The organism is Burkholderia sp. BDU5 (assembly GCF_001522845.1).
GTDB classification, from domain to species: Bacteria; Pseudomonadota; Gammaproteobacteria; order Burkholderiales; family Burkholderiaceae; genus Burkholderia; species Burkholderia mayonis.
Genome location: NZ_LOWC01000171.1, coordinates 66,094 through 84,192 on the forward strand (window position 1 = coordinate 66,094; position 18,099 = coordinate 84,192).

Here is an 18,099-nt window from a genome sequence, read left to right on the forward strand (position 1 = left end):
CGCGTCCGTTCACCCTCTCGCTATCCGCTTATGAACCATTCTCCGTTGCGCCGTTCACTGCTTGCTGCTGCCGTTTCCGCGCCGCTGATCGGCGCATGTGCGCCGCTGCGCGGCAACACGAACGGCGTCGCCGCCGCCGAGCGGCAATTGGGCGAACTCGAGTCGTCGTTCGACGGCCGACTCGGCTTCGTCGCGCTCGACACGGCGACAGGCGCGTGCATCGCGCATCGCGCCGACGAGCGCTTTCCGTTCTGCAGCACGTTCAAGACGATGCTGTCGGCCGCGATCCTCGCGCGCAGCGCGGGCGACGCCACGTTGCTGCGGCGCCGGATTCCGTATGAGAAGCGCGACCTCGTCAGCTATTCGCCGATCACCGAGAAGCACGTCGGCGAAGGGATGACCGTCGCCGAACTTTGCGCGGCGACGCTCCAGTACAGCGACAACACGGCAGCGAACCTGCTGATCGCGCTGCTCGGCGGTCCGCAGGCCGTCACCGCGTATGCGCGTTCGATCGGCGACACGATGTTCCGCCTCGACCGCCGGGAGACCGAGCTCAATACCGCGATTCCCGGCGACGAGCGCGACACGACGACGCCTGCCGCGATGGCCGCGAGCGTGCGGCGGCTGCTCGTCGGCGATGCGCTCGGCGTTGCGCAACGTGCGCAACTCGATACGTGGATGCTCGGCAACACGACGGGCGGCGCGCGGATCCGCGCGGGCGTGCCGGCCGACTGGCGTGTCGCCGACAAGACGGGCACGGGCGATTACGGGACGGGGAACGACATCGGCGTCGCGTATCCGCCGAACCGCGCGCCGATCGTGATCGTCATCTATACGACGATGCGCGACAAGAATGCGCAGGCGCGCAACGACGTGCTCGCGTCGGCGGCGCGGATCGCCGCGCGGACGTTCGGCTGACGGTACGCCGTTCGGGGGTGTCCGGCGCGCGGGTGGCTGGCGGCGGCTCAACGCGTCGTGCGAGCGATGCCGTGCGCGCCATGCCGATGCGTCGGGCATCGTCGTTTCGGTGAGGCGATCGTCCGACGCGTGATCGGTTTCGGCGGTCGCCGGCATGCACGCGATGTCGATCGATCCGCTTGGTCGTGTTCGTTGCGAGGCGGGCCGCCCTGAGGCGCGCAGCGTGCGCCACGAACGGGCGCGGGCAGCATCCTCCCGTTTGGCGACGGGGATTCGAACGTTCGCCTCGGTGATCGGGCAGTGCCGCGTTCGTGCACAGCGCGAGCCGCTTCGTACCGCCGAGTTTCCTGCCCGCCGCCGGCGACGGCGATTCGAACATCCATCGCGGTATGCAGGCCGCGCCGCTTTCCCTTCTCGCACGATCCGCATCATGTCGCCGACGCCGGGAATCGTCTGTCATAACGTCACGTGACGGCGAGGCCCGCATCGCTCGCACGAGCCACGCGGCAGCGGCGATTCACGCCGCGCGTCGCGTGCGTTCCGTCCCGCCTTGTCCTGGCTCGTCAAACGCTTCGTGTTCCGAACGCTCGCACAGCGCCCGCATTTCGCTTATCGTGACGGCTTGCCCGCAGGCATCGTCCGCCGCATCGCCTGCGCGTCCCCGTGTTGCCTCCGCTTCGCCGTCGACCGCCATGCGCCGCCTTCCACCCTTGAACGCCCTGCAGATTTTCGCGACGGTCGCGCGTCATCGCAACTTCACGCGCGCCGCCGATGCGCTGTGCGTGACGCAAGGCGCGATCAGCCGTCAGATTCAATCGCTCGAAGCGCATTACGGCTTTCCGCTCTTCATGCGCCACGCGCGCGGCCTCACGCTGACGGCGGAGGGCGAGCAACTGCTGCCCGTCGTCGTCGAGAGCTTCGCGCGGATCGAGGACATTTCACGGAAGCTCACGCGCCAACGCACCGATCTCGCGCTGAAGGTGCCGACCTGCATGATGCGCTGGGTGTTGCCGCGGATCATGCGGTTCCAGCGCGAGCATCCGGACCTGCACGTGCAGATGACGACCACCTGGCGGCACGACATCGATTTCCAGAGCGAGCCGTTCGATGCGGCGATCGTCTACGGGACGTCGCCTGGCACGGACATGAAGGCCGTGCCGCTCTTCGACGAGCGCCTCACGCCCGTGTGTTCGCCGGACTTGCTGAAGGACAGGCCGATCGCGCGCGTAGACGACCTCGCGCGCCACACGCTGCTGCATCCGACGCGCGATCACCGCGACTGGCGGCGCTGGCTCGAGTATGCGGGCGCAGCCGGTGTCGACCCGGATCGCGGGCCGAGCTTCGACACGCTCGATCTCGCGACGAGCGCCGCGACGCAAGGCTTCGGCGTCGCGCTGGGCGACCTGACGTTGAGCGAGGAGGACCTTGCCGCACGGCGGCTCGCGACGCCGCTCGACATCGTGCTGAAAACGGGAGCGCGTTATTACTTCGTCTATCCGGACAGCGTCGCGCAACAGCAGAAGATCCAGCGTTTCAGCGGGTGGCTCGAAGCGAATCGCGACTGACCGGACGGCTCGTCCGGTTCGGCCGCGATCTCGCCGGGCGAGGCCGGGCGCCGAACGTGCTCCGCGCGGCCGCCGCTACAGATACGACACGACGGCGACGATGCGCTGCGGGGCGCCGGGCCGGCCCGCCGGCAGCGGAATCGTGCGCGACTGCTCGGTGAACCTGACCGTGCGCAGCGCCGCGCCGCTTTGCGGATCGACGAACGTGACGGCGCCTTTCGCAGGACGAGGGCAGGCGGGCTGCAGTTGCGCGCGCGCGCTGGCGTCGCTTGCGACCGAGAACGAGCACGGCGGCTCGACGATCATGCCGGTGAAGCGGATGATGCCGGTCTGCTGGGCGTGAGCCGCGGAGGAAAGCGCAAACATCGACACGGCCAACAGGCTGGACGCAATGAGCGATGGACGTTGCATAGAGTACTCCACGCGAATGAGCGCCCCGCAACGTTCCGAACGGCAGGCTGCGGATACGCTGCGAAGCTAAATGCGTAAACGGCAGTGCATGCGAAAACTTGATGCGAACGGATTAGAAGGTTGCGTCAACAACGAACGGGTTGGCGCCTTTCGAAAGATGCTGACGCTTTCAAGATAGAAGCGGCACGCGGCGAATACAAGGCGATGTGGGGCATGGCGTTGCCGACGAGCGCGACGCGAAGGCGCACGGCGGCGCTGCGTCGAACGGACGCATGCGAGCGTGCTGTTACGCCGCCACGCTTCGGCGTCTCGCGCGCGCGTCAGCCCGCTCGCCGATAGCCTTCCGTCGCGCGCAGCAGCGTTCTCGTGTACTCGGTGCCGACGCGCGCCGCGCGCACGTCCTCGATCCCGAGCTGCTCGACCATCGCGCCGTCGCGCATCACCGCGACGCGGCTGCACAGGAAGCCGACGACCGCGAGATTGTGGCTGACGAGGATCATCGTCAGCCCGCGCTCGCGATGCAGCCGCTTCAGCAGATTCAGGATCTCCGCCTGCACCGACACGTCGAGCGCCGACGTCGGTTCGTCGAGCAGCAGCACGCGCGGTTCGACGATCAGCGCGCGCGCGATCGCGATGCGCTGCCGCTGCCCGCCCGATAGCTGATGCGGATACCGAAAACGGAACGCGGGGCCGAGCCCCACCTCGGCGAGCGCGCGCGCAATCCGCTCGTCCGCGTCCGGCAGTCGATGGATCGCGAGCGGTTCGCGCAGCGTCTCGTCGACGGTGAAGCGCGGATGCAGCGACGCATAGGGATCCTGAAACACCATTTGCACGTCGCGGCGGAACGTGCGATCGAGTTTGCCTTCGATCGGGCGCGCGTCGATCGACAGCGTGCCGCCCGCGAGCGGCACGAGGCCCGTGAGCGCGCGCAGCAGCGTCGATTTGCCGGAGCCGGACTCGCCGACGAGCCCGAACGCCTCGCCCGCGCCGATGGAGAAACTCGCGCCGCGCACCGCGTCGACGTGGCCGGTGCGGGTCGGAAAGCGGATCGAGACGTCGCGGACTTCGATCATCGGTGCGCGTCTCATCGTGCGGTCTCCGTCAACCACGCCGGATCGCGCTCGAGCACCGGCAGGGCGTCGGGCGGATTCGAAAGCGGCGGCGTCGCGGCGAGCAGGCCGCGCGTATAGGGATGCGTCGCGTGGACGAGATCTCGCGCCGCGCATGTTTCGACGACGCGCCCCGCGTACATCACGGCGACGCGATCGCAGAACGACATCACGAGCGGCAGGTCGTGGCTGATGAGCACGAGGCCCGTGCGATGGCGCGCGATCATGTCGTCGAGCACCGCGAGCACCTGCATCGACACCGCGACGTCGAGCGCGGACGTCGGCTCGTCGGCGACCAGGAGGCGCGGGCCTGTCGACACCATCATCGCGATCATCACGCGCTGGCCCATCCCGCCCGACAGCTCGTGCGGATAGGCATCGGCGACGCGCGCCGGATCGCGGATCTCGACCGCGGCGAGCGCATCGACGATCCGCTCGCACAGCGCGCGGCCGCGCAGGCCGGGATCGCGCAGCCGGAATGCCTCGGCCATCTGCTTGCCGACCGTCATCACCGGGTTCAGCGAATACTTCGGGTCCTGAAGAATCATGCCCATCGCACTGCCGCACAGCTTGCGCCGCTCGCGCGCGGAGAGCGTGAGCAGGTCGCGGCCGTCGAAGCGCAGCGCCCGCGTGCGCCATTGCGCGGCGGCGGGCAGCAGGCCGAGCAGCGCGCGACCGGTCAGCGATTTGCCGGAGCCGGATTCGCCGACGATGCCGAGCCGCTCGCCCGGCGCGAGCGTGAGCGACAGGTCGCGCACCGCTTCGACGAGCGTGCCGTCGTGCGTGCGAAAGCCGATCTGCAGTCCTTCGATCTCGCAGAGCGGCGGCGTGTCCGGGGAAATGGCGGAAGCAGCCATGTCAGGCTCCATGACGCGGATCGAAGACGTCGCGCAGACCGTCGCCGAGCAGGTTGAACGCGATGCTGACGACGAGAATCGCCGCGCCCGGCAGCGTCGCGACCCACCACGCATCGAGCAGCACGTTGCGGCCCGACGCGACCATGAAGCCCCATTCGGGGCTCGGCGGCTGCGCGCCGAGCCCGAGAAAGCCGAGCCCCGCGACGGTCAGGACGATGCCCGCCATGTCGAGCGTCGCGCGCACGATCACCGACGACAGGCACAGCGGCACCACGTAGCGCAGCACGATCCGCAGGTCGGATGCGCCTTGCAGCCGCGCCGCATGGATGAAGTCCGCGTTCGCGATGCGCAGCGTCTCCGCGCGCGCGAGCCGCGCATACGCGGGCCAAGCGGTGATCGAGATCGCAACCACCGCATTGACGACGCCCGGCCCGAGCGCCGCCGCGAACGCGAGCGCGAGCACGATCTTCGGGAACGCGAGCGCGATGTCGGTGATCCGCATCAGCGCGCTGTCGACGAGGCCGCCGCAATAGCCGGCCGTCGTGCCGATCGCGAGCCCGATCGGCACGACGATCGCGACGACGAGGATCGCGATGCCGAGCGTAAGGCGCGAGCCGGCGATCAGACGCGAGAGGATGTCGCGGCCGAGCTGGTCGGTGCCGAGCCAGTGCGACGGCGAGCCGGGCGGCAGCAGCCGGTCGGCGAGCACCTGGCGCAGCGGATCGTGCGGCATGACGAGCGGCGCGACGATTGCGACCGCGACGAGCGCGGCGAGGATCGCGAGCCCGAGCAGGTTCAGCGGATTGCCGGCGAAGCGCCGCCAGCGGCGGTACGCGAGGCCGAGCGTCGCCTGCCGGCGCGATGCGGGCGCGTCGGAGAGCAGCCACGCGCGCAGCGTCGGCGCGGCGGGGTTCGAGGTGGAGCGGTCGGATGAAGCGTTCATGGCGAAATCGGTCGGGCGAGCGGGGTGCGCATCGCGTCAGCGGGCGCGCGGATCGAACACGCGATAGAGCGCATCCGTCAGCAGATTGATCGTGATGAACATGATCCCGATCACGAGCGTGCAGCCGAGCACCGCGTTCATGTCGGCGTTCAGGAGCGCGCCCGTCAGATACGAGCCGATGCCGGGCCACGCGAACACGATCTCAGTCAGCACGGAGCCTTCGAGCAGGTTGCTGTACGTGAGCGCGATCACGGTCAGGAGCGGCACCGCGATGTTGCCGAACGCGTGCCGCCAGATCACGCGGCGCTCGGCGAGCCCCTTCGCGCGCGCGGTGACGATGTACTCCTGGCTGAGCTGGTCGAGCATGAACGAGCGCGTCATCCGGCTCAGGTACGCGACCGAGTAGTAGCCGAGGATCGCGGCGGGCAGCGCGATATGCGCGAACGCGTTGCGGAACACGTCCCATTCGCCGGCGAGCGCCGAATCGATCAGCAGGCTTCCCGTGCGCGTGTCGACCATCCCGTCATAGACGGGATCGAGCCGTCCCGGTCCGGCGACCCAGTGCAGCCGCGCATAAAACAGCAGGAGTCCCATCAGTCCGAGCCAGAACACCGGCACCGAGTTGCCGATCAGGCCGACGAAGCGCGCGACGTGATCGATCGGCCGGTTGTGCCTGACGGCCGCCGCGACGCCGAGCGGCACGCCGAGCCCGATGCCGAGCAGCGTCGCGAGCGTCGCGAGCTCGAGCGTCGCGGGGAACACACGCAGGATGTCGTCGAGCACCGGGTTCGACGTCAGCAGCGACATGCCGAGATTGCCGTGCAGCACGTCGCGCGCATAGATCACGAATTGCGTCGCGAGCGGCTTGTCGAGCCCGAGCGCAATGCGCTCGGCCGCATAGGCTTCGGCCGACGCGCGGTCGCCGAGCACGGCGAGCACCGGGTCGATCGGCACCTTGCGGCCGATCACGAACGTGAGCGCGAGGAGCCCGGCGAACGTCACGGCGAGCGTGAGCGCCCAGCGCAGGATGCGCAGCGCCCAGCGCACGCCGGGCCGCCGCGCGGGCAGCGTGCGGAGCGCTTCGAGGGAGGTGGCGGGTGTCGACATGTTGCTTATCCGGTTGCTGCGTCACTGCTTCTTCACATTGCGATACGACACGAGGTCGTTGATCGGGCCGACTTCGAGGCCGCTCACGCCGGGCCGCGTCGCGACCTGCGCGACTTTCTCGAACAGGATCACGAACGGCGATTTCGCGAGCACGTCCTTCTGCATCGCCTGATACAGTTGCGCGCGCTTCGCCGCCGACGGTTCCGCGAGCGCCGCGTCGGTTTGCGCGGTCAGCTGCGGAATGTTCCAGGCGTTGCGCCACGCGAGCATCTTGTAGCTGGACCGATCGGAATTATCCGGGTTCCATGCGAATCCTTGCGCGTTGCTGTGCGGATCGATGTAATCCGCAGACCATTCGCCGATGTAGATGTCGTGCTGGCGCGCGCGATATTTCGCGAGCGTCTGCTTGTTGTCGCCCGGAATCAGCTGCACCTTGACGCCCGCCTGCGCGAAGTTCGCCTGCACAGCCTGCGCGATTTCGGTGTACGGATAGTCGTTGCGCACGTCCATCGTCACGGTGAAGCCGTTCGGCACGCCGGCCTTCGCGAGGAGCGCCTTCGCCTTCGCGACGTCGAGCTTGTACGGGTTCGCGTTCAGCGTGCCGAGGAAGCCTTCCGGCATGAACGTCTGATGGACCTTGTAGGTCGCCTTCACGACGTGGCTCTGAATCCCGCTGTAGTCGACGAGCCATTTCAGCGCCTCCTGGACTTCGGGCTTCGCGAGCGTCGGATTCTTCGTGTCGAGGCCGAGGTACAGCAGCGTCGCCTGCGGCGACGGCGCGACCTTCGCCTCGCCGTGCTTCGCGACGGCTGCGATATCGTCGGGGCTGAGGTCGCGCGCCGCGTCGACGTCGCCGCTCTCGAGCAGCAGGCGCTGGCTCGCCGCCTCCGGCACGTGCCGCAGCACGATCCGCTTCATCGCGAGCGGCAGCCGGTAGCCTTCGAAGCGTTGCAGCACGATGCTCTCGCCCGCCGTCCACTTGACGAGCCGGTACGCGCCCGAGCCCGCCTCGCGGGTCTTCAGCCAGCCGTTGCCGAAGTCGTTGCCCTGCTGGTGCGACAGCAGCAGCTGCTTGTCGACGACCGACGCCGGCCACGAGCCGAGCACGTTCAGCGCGAAGGTCGGCGCGTACTTGCGGTCGGTCGTCACCGAGACCGTCAGGTCGTCGATCTTCTTCACGTTCGCGAGCGCGTTCGCCTTCGTGAGGCCGATGCCCGCGAGCACTGCGGCCGGTCCCTTGTCGAGCAGCACGGCGCGCTGGATCGACCACGCGACGTCGTCGGCCGTGAGCGGGTTGCCCGAATGGAACTTGAGGCCCGCGCGCAGCTTGAACGTGAACGTGAGGCCGTCTGGGCTCACGGTCCACGACTGCGCGACGTCGCCGTTGAACTTCGATGGATCGGCGAGATCGACTCGCACGAGCCGGTCATAGGTGTTCGCGACGTATTCTTCGGGCACCAGCTCGTAGATTTCGCCCGGATCGAGCGAGATGAATTCGTCGAGCAGCGTGGCCATTACGAACATGTCTTTCGGCGTCGCCGCGTGGGCATCGAGGGCCGGGGCGGCCCCGAGCACGGAAGCGGCGGCAAGCGCCGAGACGAGCTTGGGCATCGGGAGTTTCATACGCGCTCCATGGGGCTGGGATTCGGCGTGAAGGCCGTGGCTCGGGCTTCGGCCCGGTTGCGGGGCAGGCGTGGCGAGCCTGTCGCGTGCGGCGCGGGCGGGCGTCACATCAGCCGCCACGATCCGCTCGCCGCGTTGTCGATTGGCGGGAATGCGCGCGAGCCGGGCAGTTCGTAATGCCACCACTCTTCAGGAATGTGCGTGAAGCCCGCTGCGTGCATCACGCCGAGCAGCAGCAGCCGGTTGCGCTGCACGGACTCGGGCGGGCCGTCGTGAAAATGGCGCGACGCCGTCACCATCTCGTCGAAACCCGTGCCCATGTCGAGCGCGTCGCCGTGCGCGTCGACGAGCGTCAGGTCGAGCGCGGTGCCGCGGCTGTGATTCGAGCCGAGGCCGAGGTCGGCGACGAAGTTCCGGTCCGGCAGGAACGACCACAGTACTTGCTGCGCCTGCGGCGGCCGGTAAGCGTCGTAGATGCGCAGGCGCACGCCGATCTGCGCGGCGATCGCCGTCGCGCGGCGCAGCGCCGCTTCCGCGGGCGCGAGCAGCAGGCAGTGCGCGCGAGCGTAGATCGGCCGGCCGGTGAAGTTGCGGTTGGTCGCGTAGACGATGTCGATGTCGACGTCGACGTCGTGCGTGCGAGGCGTGATTTCGACGAGGTGCGGATGCGTCATCGGATGCGGTGTCACGGTTCGAATTGATCGAGCTCGCGCTGCAGCTCGCGGTTGCGCGCGACGCGCGTGTCGATCGCATCGCCGAGCCGGTCGACGACCGCGCTGATCAGCAGGTTGAACAGGCACGTGAGCGGCGCGAGCGAATCCCAGAACTGGCCGACGTCGGTCTTCACCTGCAGCAGGTCGCACGGCAGCTCGCGCGCCCACGGGCAGTAGACGTCGGTGACGAGCGCGAAGCGCACGCCGCGCGCGACGGCTGCGTCGCAATAGCGGCGCGCGATTCGCGAGTACGCGCGCGTGTCGGTGACGATGCAGTACGGATCGGCGAATTCGGCGTTCAGCGAATCGACATACGAACCCGACATCCCGTCCGAATAGAACACGCGCGGCCGCAGATATTCGAGGTAGCTGTGGAACGCGTTGCTGATCCCGCGCGTCGACTGGATGCCGAGGATGAACACCGCGTCCGCCCGCGCGACGCGGTCCGCCACTTGCGCGAACGCCGGCGTGCTCGCGAGCCGGTACGCGTGGCGAATCGCGTCGAGCTCGCGCGCGAGCGCGTCGTCGAGCGGACCGGGTGCGTCGTCCGGCGCGGCCTCGTCGCTTGCCGGCGCGCATGCGCTCGTCACGCGGCGGTATTCGTCGAGGCGATCGGTGATCATCCACGGCCGCTCGGTCGCGCCGCGCAACTCGCGCTTCAGGTCGTCGAGATTGCGGTAGCCGACGCTGCGCAGGAAGCGCCCGACCGAGATGCCGCTCGTGCCGGCCTGCCGCGCGATCTGGTCGGCGGTTTCGAGGCCGAGCCGGTCGAGGTTCGCGAGCATGTAGCTCGCGATGCGCTTCGCCGTGGGCGTCAGTTCGGCAAAGCGGGCTTCGACGGTCTGGGCGAAGGCGGGAGGCATGGATGCGTGCGTTAATGCACTGTCGAGAATGATGAAGTTGTCATCCATCTAACAAAGCCAAAATACGGCATACCACATCAAAATAACTATCAAATTCCTATATTCATAGTGTTTAATTATCGACGACATGAATCTTTTGTGCATTGAATCGCGGCTGAAGTATTGCGCGGATGTTTTTGTTCGTGTCTCATTTCGATCGCATTACAGGACATTACATTGAAATGAAAATCACCGCCTGTTTAATCGCTTGTTCCAAACAAAACAAGCGAGCGGGCGATGCCGGTTCGGCGACGCGCACCATTGGCCGTGGGCGTGCGCCAAGCCGGAACTGCGCTGCCACGGCGACGAGGCCGATCGCCGGGAGACGGACATGCGAAGCGAGCGACGCAGGGCGATTGATCTGCCAATAATAAAAGGAGAAAAATCAATGATCCATGTTGAAAGAACGAATAAATCGGAAAACGAGGGGAATCTCAATGGCCCGGCGTGAATATCCGAGAACGATGAAGCGCGCAGGGTCGAAGCTGCTGGTTCCGGTGGTCGTCGCGGCCGCAGCCGCGGTCGCGACCCGCCCCGGATGGGCGCAGACCGCGCCCGTCGCGCCATACCAGGACCCGGGCCGGCGAGGCGACCCGGCGAGCTGGCGCACGCCGGAATTCACGAACGCATGGGGGCTCGGCGCGATGCACGCCGAGTATGCGTATGCGGCCGGCTATACCGGCGCGAACGTCTCGATCGGCGTGCTGGACTCCGGCTACTACGCGCAGCATCCGGAACTGCCCGACAGCCGATTCATTCCGGTGACGGCGGCGGGCGTATCGGGCGTGCTGAACGCGAGCAACAACAGTCACGGCACGCTCGTGAGCGGCGTCGTCGGCGGGGCGCGGGATGGCGTCGGCATGCACGGCGTCGCGCCGGACGCGAAGGTGTTCGTCGGCAACACGAACGCGACGGACGGCTTGCGGTTCGGCGTGTCCGATCCGATGTTTCCCGCGTCGGATGCGAAGTATTTCGCCGAGGTCTACGACGCGCTCGCCGCGAAGGGCGTGCGCATCATCAGCAATAGCTGGGGCTCGCAGCCGGTCGACGAAAACTACAGCACGCCGAAGAACGTCGCCGACGCGTACAAGCTGCACGAAGCGGTGCGCATCCGCACCGGCCAGGGCACATGGCTCGACGCGGCCGCCAAGGTGTCGCGCGACGGCGTGATCAACAACTTCAGCGCGGGCAACACCGGCTACGACAACGCCAGTCTGCGGGGCTCGTATGCGTACTTCCATCCGGAACTCGAAGGGCGCTGGATGACGACGACGGGCTACGATCAGTTGAGCGGCCAGGTCTACAACAAATGCGGGATCGCGAAGTGGTGGTGCGTGATGGCGCCCACGGGCGTGCCGTCCACGTCATACTCCGGCAGCGCGTCGGCGCCGACGGGCCCGACCTATGCGAACTTCAACGGGACGTCGGCGGCCGCGCCGCACGCGTCGGCCGCGCTCGCGCTGATCATGGAGCGGTTCCCGTACATGTCGAGCGAGCAGGCGCTGTCCGTGATGTTTACGACGGCGCAGAACATGGAGCCGGACCCGAGCCGGCCGGACTACACCAACAACGGGCTGTTCTCGACCGTGCATCCGGCGAAGCCGGGCGCGTCGAACGTGCCGAACCCGTTCGGCGGCTGGGGGCTCGTCGATCTGAGAAAGGCGATGAACGGTCCGGGCCAGTTGCTCGGCAAATTCGACGCGGCGCTGCCGTCGGGCGTCGCGGACGTGTGGTCGAACGATATTTCCGATGTCGCGCTCGCCGCGCGCAAGCTGGAGGACGACGCCGAGCATCGGGCGTGGCTCGACACGCTGAAGACGAAAGGCTGGGAGCGCGGACTGCCCGCCGGCGCGAGCGACGGCGACAGGATCGACTATGCGGTCGGCGCCGCGCGCGAGGCGGCCTATCAGGCGCGCGAGTATCAGGGCAGCCTCGTGAAGTCGGGCGGCGGCACGCTGACGCTTGCCGGCGCGAACGCCTATCGCGGGCTGACGACGGTCGACGGCGGCGAGCTGAGGATCGACGGCTCGATCGCGGCGGGCGCAGTGGTCAATCCGGCGGGGCGGCTCACGGTGAACGGCCGCGCGGCCGACATCGCCGTCAACGGCGGCGTCGCGACGATCGCGGGAACGAGCGCGAACCTGTCGGTCGACCGGCAGGGCGCGGCGGCCGTCACCGGCACGACGGCGGATGTGCGGGTGGCGAGCGGTTTTGCGTCGCTCGGCGGAACGAGCGGCAATGTCGTGGTCGGCGCGCTCGGCGTCGCTGCGATCACGGGCCGGACCGCCGATGTGACGGTCGACGGTGGCCGGGCGTCGCTCGACGGCGTGAGCGGCGGCGTGTCGGTCGGCAACGGCGGCGTCGTGAACGGCAACGGCACGGTGCGCACGCTCACCGCGGCGGCCAACGGCACTGTCGCGCCCGGGCATTCGGTCGGCGCGCTGACGGTGTCGGGCGACGTGCGCTTCGCGCAGGGTTCGACCTATGCGGTCGAGGTGTCGCCGAGCGGCGCGAGCGACCGGATCGACGCCGGCGGCCAGGCGCGGATCGACGGCGGCGCGGTGACGCTCGCGCTCGAGAACGCGCCGCCTCCGCTCACGCCCGACCAGTCGCGCTCGGTGCTGGGCCGGCGCTTCGAGATCCTGAACGCGGCGGGCGGCGTCGAAGGCAGGTTCGATACGCCGGGCGGCTATCTGTTCGTCAATCCGGTGCTGGCCTACGGCCCGACGAACGTGAGCCTGACGATCGATCGCAATGCGACGCCATTCGCGAGCGTTGCGCGCACCGACAACGAGCGTAGCGTCGCCGATGCGCTGGAAACGGTGAATCCGGGCAGCGCGGTCTATAACAGCGTGCTGTTCGCGGCTTCGGCGCAGGCGCCGCAGGCGATGCTCGCGCAACTGACGGGCGAGATCTACCCGGCGGCCTATGCGGCGCTCATCAACGAGAGCCGGCAGGTGCGCGACGCGGTGCTCGACCGCTTGTGGACGGTGCGCGGCGCGCCGGGCCGGCCCGGCGCGTGGGCGCGGCTGCTCGGCTCGTGGGGCAGCGCGAGCGGAAGCGGCGACGTCGACGGCTACACGAGCTCGACGGGCGGCTTTCTCGCCGGCGCGGACGCCGCCGCGCGCGACGGCCTCCGGGCGGGCGGCTTCGCCGGCTACAGTCACACCGGCGTGCACTTGAAGGATCAGCCGTCGTCCGCATCGTTCGACAGCTTCCACCTCGGCGCGTATGCGGGCTGGCAGCCCGGCGCGCTCGGCGTGCGCGTCGGCGCCGTGCATGCATGGCATCGCGGCGGAGTCGACCGCGCGGTGCAATACGGTGCGGCCGCCGAAAGCGAGACGACCACGCTGAACGCGGAAACGACGCAGGTCTTCGGCGAGACCGGCTATCAGTTCGCACTCGGCGGCGCCACGACGGTCGAGCCGTTCGGCCGCATCGCGTACGTGCATCTGAAGAACCACGGGACGACCGAAACCGGCGGCGCGGCGGCGCTGCGCGTGCAGGAAGGCAATCATGACGTGACGTTCTCGACGCTCGGCGTGCGCGGCGAGACGCGGCTGGGCCTCACGTCCCGGCTGCAACTGACGCTGCAAGGCAGCGCGGGCTGGCAGCACGCGCTGACGGGCGGGCAGCCCGTCGGCTCGCTCGCGTTCGCGACGGGGAGCAGCGTGTTTTCGGTGTCGAGCGTGCCGGTGGCGAAGGATGCGGCGGTGCTGAACCTGAGCGCCGGGCTCGAGCTCGGCAGGAACGGGCGGCTGAGTGTCGGTTACTCGGGATCGCTAGCGAGCCGTCAGTCGGATCATGCGGTGCAAGGCAGTCTGCACTGGAAGTTCTGACGGGCGCGCGGGGCGCGGACCGGACAACGGCCGCGCCCCGCGCGTCGCGCACGTGGCCGTTGCGGCAACGCGGGTGGCGCATCGAGCCGTCATCGACATTCACGGGGACAACGATGGATATTTCATCCCGCCCGGGCGCGTCCGGCGCCTGGCAGGACATCACGATCATCGACGATCTGCTGCCGCCGCGCGAGCACGCGGAAATCTACCGATTCCTGTCGACGGGCCAATGGAGCCACGGCTGGCGCTCGCACAACGGCGCGGGGACGCAGCCGTTCTGGAATCGGCATTTCGCGGGCGCGACAGACCCTGCTCGATCCCGCGTCGGGCCGGGCGCGGGCGACGAATTGGCGCGTGCCGCGCCACCGTTGCATGCATGCTGGCAGCGACTGGCGCAGACCCATCTGAAGCAGCACGAACTGCAGAGCTGCTACGCGAACGGCCTTCCTTACGGCGTCGACGGATCGGTGCATACGGATTCGCTCGCGACGGGCGCGTGCACGGCGGTGTATTACCCGCACGAGCGCTGGGATCCCGATTGGGGCGGCGAGACGATACTCTTCAACAAGGACCGCAGCGACATCCTGTCCGCGGTGTATCCGAAGCCGAACCGGCTGCTGATTTTTCCGGGCTTCGTCTATCACGTTGCGCGCGGCGTGTCGCGCGCCTGCCCGACGATGCGGATCACGCTGATGTTCAAGACGCAATGGCTGTCGTGACGGGCGGGTGTCGGTGCGCACGGGCGGCGTAAGATCGCTGCGGCCGATGCATACGCCGATATCCGCCGGCCGCGATTTCGGAAGAGACTGCGAATGACGAGCCGGCCGACGATCACTGCGCCGCGACGAATCGCGGCGCGGTGATCGCGCAAACCTGAGCGCAAGCCCGAGCTCGAGCGGACGCCGGCGTCGTCACTTCTTCAGCGTCTGGTACGACACGAGATCGTTGATCGGCCCGATCTCCGGGCCTGTCACGCCCGGCCGCGTGGCGACCTGCACGACCTTCTCGAACATGATCACGAACGGCGAATTCGCGAGCACCGCTTTTTGCAGCGCCTGATACTGCTGCGCGCGCTTCGCGGTCGACGGCTCGGCGAGCGCCGCGTCGGTCTGCGCGGTGAGCCGCGGCACATCCCAGCCGTTGCGCCACGCGAGCAGCTTGTGCTTCGCGTTGTCCGAATTGTCAGGATTCCATGCGAAGCCGCGCGCGTTGCTGTTCGGATCCATGTAGTCGGGCGACCATTCGCCGATGAAGATATCGTGCTGGCGTGCGCGGTACTTGCCGATCGCCTGCTTCGCGTCGCCCGGAATCAGCTTCACCTTGATCCCGCCTTGCGCGAAGTTCGCCTGCAGCGCCTGCGCGATCTCGATGTACGGATAGTCGTTCGGCATGTCCATCGACACCGAGAAGCCGTTCGGCAGCCCGGCTTTCGCGAGGAGCGCCTTCGCCTTCTCGACGTTCTGCCTGTACGGATTCGCGTTCAGCGCGCCGAGGAAGCCGTCCGGCAGGAAGGTCTGATGGACCTTGTACGTCGTCCTGACGATGTTGCGCTGGATGCCGTCGTAGTCGACGAGCCACTTCATCGCTTCTTGCACCTCGGGCTTCGCGAGATTCGGATTCTTCGTGTTCAGGCTCAGGTACAGCAGCGCGGACACGGGCCACGACGCGACCTTGATCTTGCCCGCCTTCGACAGCGCATCGAGGCTGTCGGGGCTCAGGTTGCGGGCGGCGTCGACATCGCCGTTCTCGAGCAAGAGGCGCTGCGCGGACGCTTCGGGCACGTGCCGCAGCACGATGCGCTTCATCGGATACGGCGTGCGGTAGCCGTCGAAGCGTTGCAGCACGAGGCTCTCGTTCGGCGTCCACTTGACGAGCCGGTACGGGCCCGAGCCCGCGTCGGCGTTCTTCAGCCAGCCGTTGCCGAAGTCGCCGTTCTTCTCGTGCGACAGCAGCAGCTTCTTGTCGACGATCGACGCCGGATCGGCGCTCAGCACGTTCAGCACGAAGCTCGGCGCGTACTTGCGGTCGGTTTCGATCGATACGGTCATGTCGTCGATCTTCTTCACTTTCCGCGCGACGTTGTCCTTCGTGAGGCCCAGGTCCGCGAGCACGCCGGCCGGTCCCTTGTCGAGCAGCACCGTGCGCTGCAATGACCACGCGACGTCGTCGGCCGTCACCGGATTGCCCGAGTGGAACTTGAGGCCGGGGCGCAGCTTGAACGTGTAGGTCGCGCCGTCGGCGCCGACGCTCCACGATTGCGCGATCCGGCCTTCGAACTTCGACGGATCACGCAGATCGACGCGCACGAGCCGCTCATAGGCGTTCGCGACGTATTCGGACGAGACGAGTTCGTAGATCTCGCTCGGATCGAGCGTCGTGAATTCGCCGAGCTGCGTCGCGATCACGAAGATGCCGGGTGGGGTGGCGGCGTGCACGGGGAACGCGGCCGCCAGCGCGACGAGCGCGGCGCTCGCCGCGAGCTTGGACAGCAAGTGCTTCATCGAGGCTCCGTCGGAAAGGGTGTCGAGCCCGATTCTCTCATTGCCGGGCGCGTTTCAGAAACCTCGACCGGCGCGGCGCGCCGCCGCGCCGCGCTGCCGCAAAACGCGCCGCGCCGGCACGCGAATATTACAAACTTAAAGTAAATCAGATTAATTCATCGATTCATATTAACAAGTCATTTAATTTTTTTGATTATTTGTATTTAACTTGCGTGGCGGGATGATCAATTTATCGAAAATAGAATTGATATTTCGCGAAAGCCATTTTTTTGAGAAACGATAGAAGAGGCAAACATGACAAACCTGTCCCGACGCAAGATGCTCGCCAATACGGCCGGCGCGCTCGCCGCCGCCGGCATCGCCGTTTCCGCGAAGGCCGCATCGTTCGGCAATCCGGATAGTCCGCCCGAAGGCGCGGTGAATGCGCGCAATCCGCAGAGCCTGACCGACCCGGGTCCGAAAAACCAGGCGTTGATGAACGAATTCCCGTCTTTTCAGAATCCGCCGGCGACCGATATTAACGGGATGCCGATTTTCTGGGCATCGTTCAATAATGCGCACAAGCGAATTCAGGACGGCGGCTGGGCGCGCGAAGTCACCCAGGACGATTTCGCGATTTCCGAAACGATTGCCGGCGTCAACATGCGCTTGACGCGTGGCGGCATTCGCGAGATGCATTGGCACCAGCAGGCCGAATGGGCATTCATGCTCGACGGCCGCTGCCGGATCACCGTGCTCGATGAAGAAGGGCGGCCGTCCGTGCAGGACGTGAAGGCGGGCGATCTATGGTATTTCCCGCCGGGGCTGCCGCATTCGCTGCAGGGGCTCGGCGTCGACGGCGCCGAATTCCTGCTCGCGTTCGACAACGGCCGCGCGTCCGAATTCAACACGCTGCTGGTGACGGACTGGATCGCCCACACGCCGCCCGACGTGCTCGCGCTGAACTTCGGCGTGCCCGCCGACGCGTTCAGGAACATTCCGCTCGACAACCTGTGGATTTTCCAGGGCGACGATCCGGGGGCGCTCGCGGATGCGCAGCGGGCGTCAGCGTCGTCGCGCGGCGCGCCGAAGCATCCGTTCATCTTCTCGATGGGCGACATGAAGCCGACCGTGAAGACGCGCGGCGGCGAAGTGCGGATCGTCGACAGCACGAGTTTCGACGTGTCGAAGACCATCGCGGCCGCGCTCGTCACGGTGAAGCCGGGCGGCATGCGCGAGCTGCACTGGCACCCGAACGCGGACGAATGGCAGTACTACATCCGGGGCCAGGCGAGGATGACGGTGTTCGACACCGGCCCGAAGGCGCAGACGGCGGATTTCCGCGCGGGCGACGTCGGCTACGTGAAGAAGAGCCTCGGCCACTACGTGCAGAACACGGGCAATACCGATCTCGTGTTCCTCGAGATCTTCAAGGCCGACCGCTACGCGGAGGTGTCGTTGTCCGACTGGCTCGCGCACACGCCGCCGAAGCTCGTCGAAGCGCACCTGAACGTCGCGCCCGACGTGATCGCGCGCTTTCCGCGCAACCGGCCGGACGTGGTGCCGGCGTAATCGCGCGGCGGGCGAGCGGCCGAAACGGTCACGGCGGCGGCCGCCGCCCGGCCGCGCGGC

14 protein-coding genes are annotated in these 18,099 nt (G+C 67.6%); 5 read left to right on the forward strand and 9 right to left on the reverse strand.

Features of this window, described 5'->3' with window-relative positions:
• The first annotated feature begins 30 nt into the window (after positions 1-30).
• Together blaPEN-bpc and WS69_RS28440 are read left to right on the forward strand one after the other, a co-directional pair.
• The gene (gene blaPEN-bpc, locus WS69_RS28435; RefSeq protein WP_059473973.1) at positions 31-918 is read left to right on the forward strand and encodes a PEN family class A beta-lactamase, Bpc-type; all 888 of its coding nucleotides are present in this window, start codon (positions 31-33) and stop codon (positions 916-918) included.
• 692 nt (positions 919-1,610) lie between these two features.
• Complete coding sequence (locus WS69_RS28440; RefSeq protein ID WP_059473974.1) at positions 1,611-2,483, forward strand: LysR substrate-binding domain-containing protein; 873 nt, start codon at positions 1,611-1,613, stop codon at positions 2,481-2,483.
• Positions 2,484-2,558: 75 nt separating this feature from the next.
• On the opposite strand, the gene WS69_RS28445 is transcribed toward WS69_RS28440, so the two are convergent.
• The 8 genes from WS69_RS28445 to sapR all read right to left on the reverse strand — a co-directional run bounded on the left by WS69_RS28445 (position 2,559) and on the right by sapR (position 10,109).
• Positions 2,559-2,894, reverse strand: coding sequence for a type 1 fimbrial protein (locus tag WS69_RS28445; protein ID WP_059473975.1), 336 nt, complete (start codon positions 2,892-2,894; stop codon positions 2,559-2,561).
• A gap of 320 nt (positions 2,895-3,214) precedes the next feature.
• Complete coding sequence (locus tag WS69_RS28450) at positions 3,215-3,982, reverse strand: ABC transporter ATP-binding protein (protein WP_082716567.1); 768 nt, start codon at positions 3,980-3,982, stop codon at positions 3,215-3,217.
• Positions 3,979-4,860, reverse strand: coding sequence for an ABC transporter ATP-binding protein (locus tag WS69_RS28455; protein WP_059473977.1), 882 nt, complete (start codon positions 4,858-4,860; stop codon positions 3,979-3,981). The genes WS69_RS28450 and WS69_RS28455 overlap by 4 nt, the downstream gene beginning before the upstream one ends.
• Before the next feature lies 1 nt (position 4,861).
• Positions 4,862-5,803 carry a nickel transporter permease gene (nikC, locus tag WS69_RS28460; RefSeq protein ID WP_059473978.1) on the reverse strand — a complete coding sequence of 314 codons (942 nt, stop codon included), beginning with the start codon at positions 5,801-5,803 and terminating at the stop codon, positions 4,862-4,864.
• A gap of 36 nt (positions 5,804-5,839) precedes the next feature.
• On the reverse strand, positions 5,840-6,910 hold the full coding sequence (locus tag WS69_RS28465; RefSeq protein ID WP_059473979.1) for an ABC transporter permease: 1,071 nt from the start codon (positions 6,908-6,910) through the stop codon (positions 5,840-5,842).
• 21 nt (positions 6,911-6,931) lie between these two features.
• Complete coding sequence (locus WS69_RS28470; protein WP_059473980.1) at positions 6,932-8,533, reverse strand: ABC transporter substrate-binding protein; 1,602 nt, start codon at positions 8,531-8,533, stop codon at positions 6,932-6,934.
• Positions 8,534-8,637: 104 nt separating this feature from the next.
• Complete coding sequence (ddpX, locus tag WS69_RS28475; protein WP_059473981.1) at positions 8,638-9,207, reverse strand: D-alanyl-D-alanine dipeptidase; 570 nt, start codon at positions 9,205-9,207, stop codon at positions 8,638-8,640.
• A gap of 11 nt (positions 9,208-9,218) precedes the next feature.
• Complete coding sequence (gene sapR / locus WS69_RS28480; protein ID WP_059474051.1) at positions 9,219-10,109, reverse strand: sap1 transcriptional regulator SapR; 891 nt, start codon at positions 10,107-10,109, stop codon at positions 9,219-9,221.
• 476 nt (positions 10,110-10,585) lie between these two features.
• Here sapR and WS69_RS28485 point away from each other — a divergent pair, with 476 nt between their 5' ends.
• A complete protein-coding gene (locus WS69_RS28485; protein WP_082716568.1) occupies positions 10,586-13,987 on the forward strand; it encodes an autotransporter domain-containing protein in 3,402 nt (1,133 codons plus the stop codon).
• A gap of 113 nt (positions 13,988-14,100) precedes the next feature.
• Complete coding sequence (locus WS69_RS28490; RefSeq protein ID WP_059473982.1) at positions 14,101-14,706, forward strand: 2OG-Fe(II) oxygenase; 606 nt, start codon at positions 14,101-14,103, stop codon at positions 14,704-14,706.
• Between the two features lie 192 nt (positions 14,707-14,898).
• On the opposite strand, the gene WS69_RS28495 is transcribed toward WS69_RS28490, so the two are convergent.
• The gene (locus tag WS69_RS28495) at positions 14,899-16,488 is read right to left on the reverse strand and encodes an ABC transporter substrate-binding protein (protein ID WP_059473983.1); all 1,590 of its coding nucleotides are present in this window, start codon (positions 16,486-16,488) and stop codon (positions 14,899-14,901) included.
• Positions 16,489-16,782: 294 nt separating this feature from the next.
• Here WS69_RS28495 and WS69_RS28500 point away from each other — a divergent pair, with 294 nt between their 5' ends.
• The gene (locus WS69_RS28500) at positions 16,783-18,039 is read left to right on the forward strand and encodes an oxalate decarboxylase family bicupin (protein WP_059473984.1); all 1,257 of its coding nucleotides are present in this window, start codon (positions 16,783-16,785) and stop codon (positions 18,037-18,039) included.
• Positions 18,040-18,099 lie beyond the last annotated feature (60 nt).

Bases quoted from the DNA above. Each gene is read 5' to 3' on its own strand.
- WS69_RS28490 (WP_059473982.1), top strand. From the start codon at position 14,101: ATGGATATTTCATCCCGCCCGGGCGCGTCCGGCGCCTGGCAGGACATC.
- WS69_RS28440 (WP_059473974.1), top strand. From the start codon at position 1,611: ATGCGCCGCCTTCCACCCTTGAACGCCCTGCAGATTTTCGCGACGGTC.
- WS69_RS28500 (WP_059473984.1), top strand. From the start codon at position 16,783: ATGACAAACCTGTCCCGACGCAAGATGCTCGCCAATACGGCCGGCGCG.
- nikC (WP_059473978.1), bottom strand. From the start codon at position 5,803: ATGAACGCTTCATCCGACCGCTCCACCTCGAACCCCGCCGCGCCGACG.
- ddpX (WP_059473981.1), bottom strand. From the start codon at position 9,207: ATGACGCATCCGCACCTCGTCGAAATCACGCCTCGCACGCACGACGTC.
- WS69_RS28470 (WP_059473980.1), bottom strand. From the start codon at position 8,533: ATGAAACTCCCGATGCCCAAGCTCGTCTCGGCGCTTGCCGCCGCTTCC.
- WS69_RS28455 (WP_059473977.1), bottom strand. From the start codon at position 4,860: ATGGCTGCTTCCGCCATTTCCCCGGACACGCCGCCGCTCTGCGAGATC.
- sapR (WP_059474051.1), bottom strand. From the start codon at position 10,109: ATGCCTCCCGCCTTCGCCCAGACCGTCGAAGCCCGCTTTGCCGAACTG.
- WS69_RS28450 (WP_082716567.1), bottom strand. From the start codon at position 3,982: ATGAGACGCGCACCGATGATCGAAGTCCGCGACGTCTCGATCCGCTTT.
- WS69_RS28445 (WP_059473975.1), bottom strand. From the start codon at position 2,894: ATGCAACGTCCATCGCTCATTGCGTCCAGCCTGTTGGCCGTGTCGATG.
- WS69_RS28495 (WP_059473983.1), bottom strand. From the start codon at position 16,488: ATGAAGCACTTGCTGTCCAAGCTCGCGGCGAGCGCCGCGCTCGTCGCG.
- WS69_RS28485 (WP_082716568.1), top strand. From the start codon at position 10,586: ATGGCCCGGCGTGAATATCCGAGAACGATGAAGCGCGCAGGGTCGAAG.
- blaPEN-bpc (WP_059473973.1), top strand. From the start codon at position 31: ATGAACCATTCTCCGTTGCGCCGTTCACTGCTTGCTGCTGCCGTTTCC.
- WS69_RS28465 (WP_059473979.1), bottom strand. From the start codon at position 6,910: ATGTCGACACCCGCCACCTCCCTCGAAGCGCTCCGCACGCTGCCCGCG.